At 68.2% G+C, this 1,188-nt stretch carries 1 protein-coding gene; it reads left to right on the top strand.

What is annotated here, in order from left to right; all coding sequences use genetic code 11:
* Positions 1-105: 105 nt before the first annotated feature.
* The gene (locus ACFWZ5_RS46470; protein ID WP_384893362.1) at positions 106-1,188 is read left to right on the top strand and encodes an IS630 family transposase; all 1,083 of its coding nucleotides are present in this window, start codon (positions 106-108) and stop codon (positions 1,186-1,188) included.

Raw genomic sequence — 1,188 nt, forward strand, 5'->3', positions numbered from 1 at the left:
CTAGTGAGCCGGTCTTGAGATGGCTGGTCGACTCGTGAGTCGCATTCTGTTTCTCCTTCGGGGATTTGGCTGTGAAGGCCCTCCATAGGCGGTGTGCTGGAGGGCATGGGGAGCAAGCTGCAGCCGCTGGAGCTGACGAAGGACGAGGTGGAGATCCTGCGCGGTTGGGCGACGCGTCGTTCGACCGCGCAGGGCCTGGCGAAGCGGGCCCAGATCGTGCTGGCGTGCGCCGAAGGCCGGAGCAACACCGCGGTCGCCGCCCGGCTGGGCGTCAGCCGCACCACGGTGAACACGTGGCGGGCGCGTTTCCTGCGCCGTCGGCTGGACGGGCTGTGCGACGAGCCCCGGCCCGGGGTGCCGCGCAGCATCACCGACGTGCAGGTGGAGGAGGTGGTGGTCCGCACCCTGGAGGAGACGCCGGAGGGCTCCACGCACTGGTCCAAGTGTGAGCTGGCCAAGGTGGTGGGCATCTCGCCGACCAGCGTGCACCGCATCTGGCGTGCGTTCGGGCTGCAGCCGCACCGGGTCGAGGAGTTCAAGATCTCTCCTGACCCGCTGCTGATCGACAAGATCCGCGACGTGGTCGGCCTCTACCTCGCCCCGCCCGCCAAGGCCGCGGTCTTCTGCGTGGATGAGAAGCCCGGGATCCAGGCGCTGGAGCGGACCGCGCCGGTGCTGCCGATGATCCCCGGCGTCCCGGAGCGGCGCAGCTTCGACTACGTCCGCCACGGCACCGTGGACCTCTTTGCGGCGCTCAACACCGCCACCGGCATGGTGATCGCCGCGTGGTCGCCCCGACATGCGGCAGCCGACTTCCGGGACTTCCTCGACCTGATCGACCACCAGGTCGAGCCCGGTCTCGCCGTCCATGTCGTCTGTGACAACCTCTCCGCGCACAAGGCGCCGGTGGTGCACAAGTGGCTCCTCGCGCACCCCCGGTTCGCCCTACATTTCACCCCGACGTACTCCTCGTGGATCAACCAGGTCGAGCGGTGGTTCTCCGAACTGGAACGGCGGTGCCTGCAGCGTGGCTCCTTCTGCTCGCTCGACGCGCTCAAGACCGCCCTGGAGGCGTGGATCGACACCTGGAACGACACCGCCCGGCCGTTCAAGTGGACCAAGACCGCCGACCAGATCATCGACCGCATCTGCCGCTACTGCACACGAATCTCCGGACCGGCTCACTAG

Origin of the sequence: Streptomyces sp. NPDC059003, from assembly GCF_042740445.1 — a bacterium.
In the GTDB taxonomy this organism is placed as follows: Bacteria; Actinomycetota; Actinomycetes; order Streptomycetales; family Streptomycetaceae; genus Streptomyces.

What these genes read in the sequence shown, in the direction of transcription:
- ACFWZ5_RS46470 (WP_384893362.1), top strand. Translation starts at nt 106, where the DNA reads ATGGGGAGCAAGCTGCAGCCGCTGGAGCTGACGAAGGACGAGGTGGAG.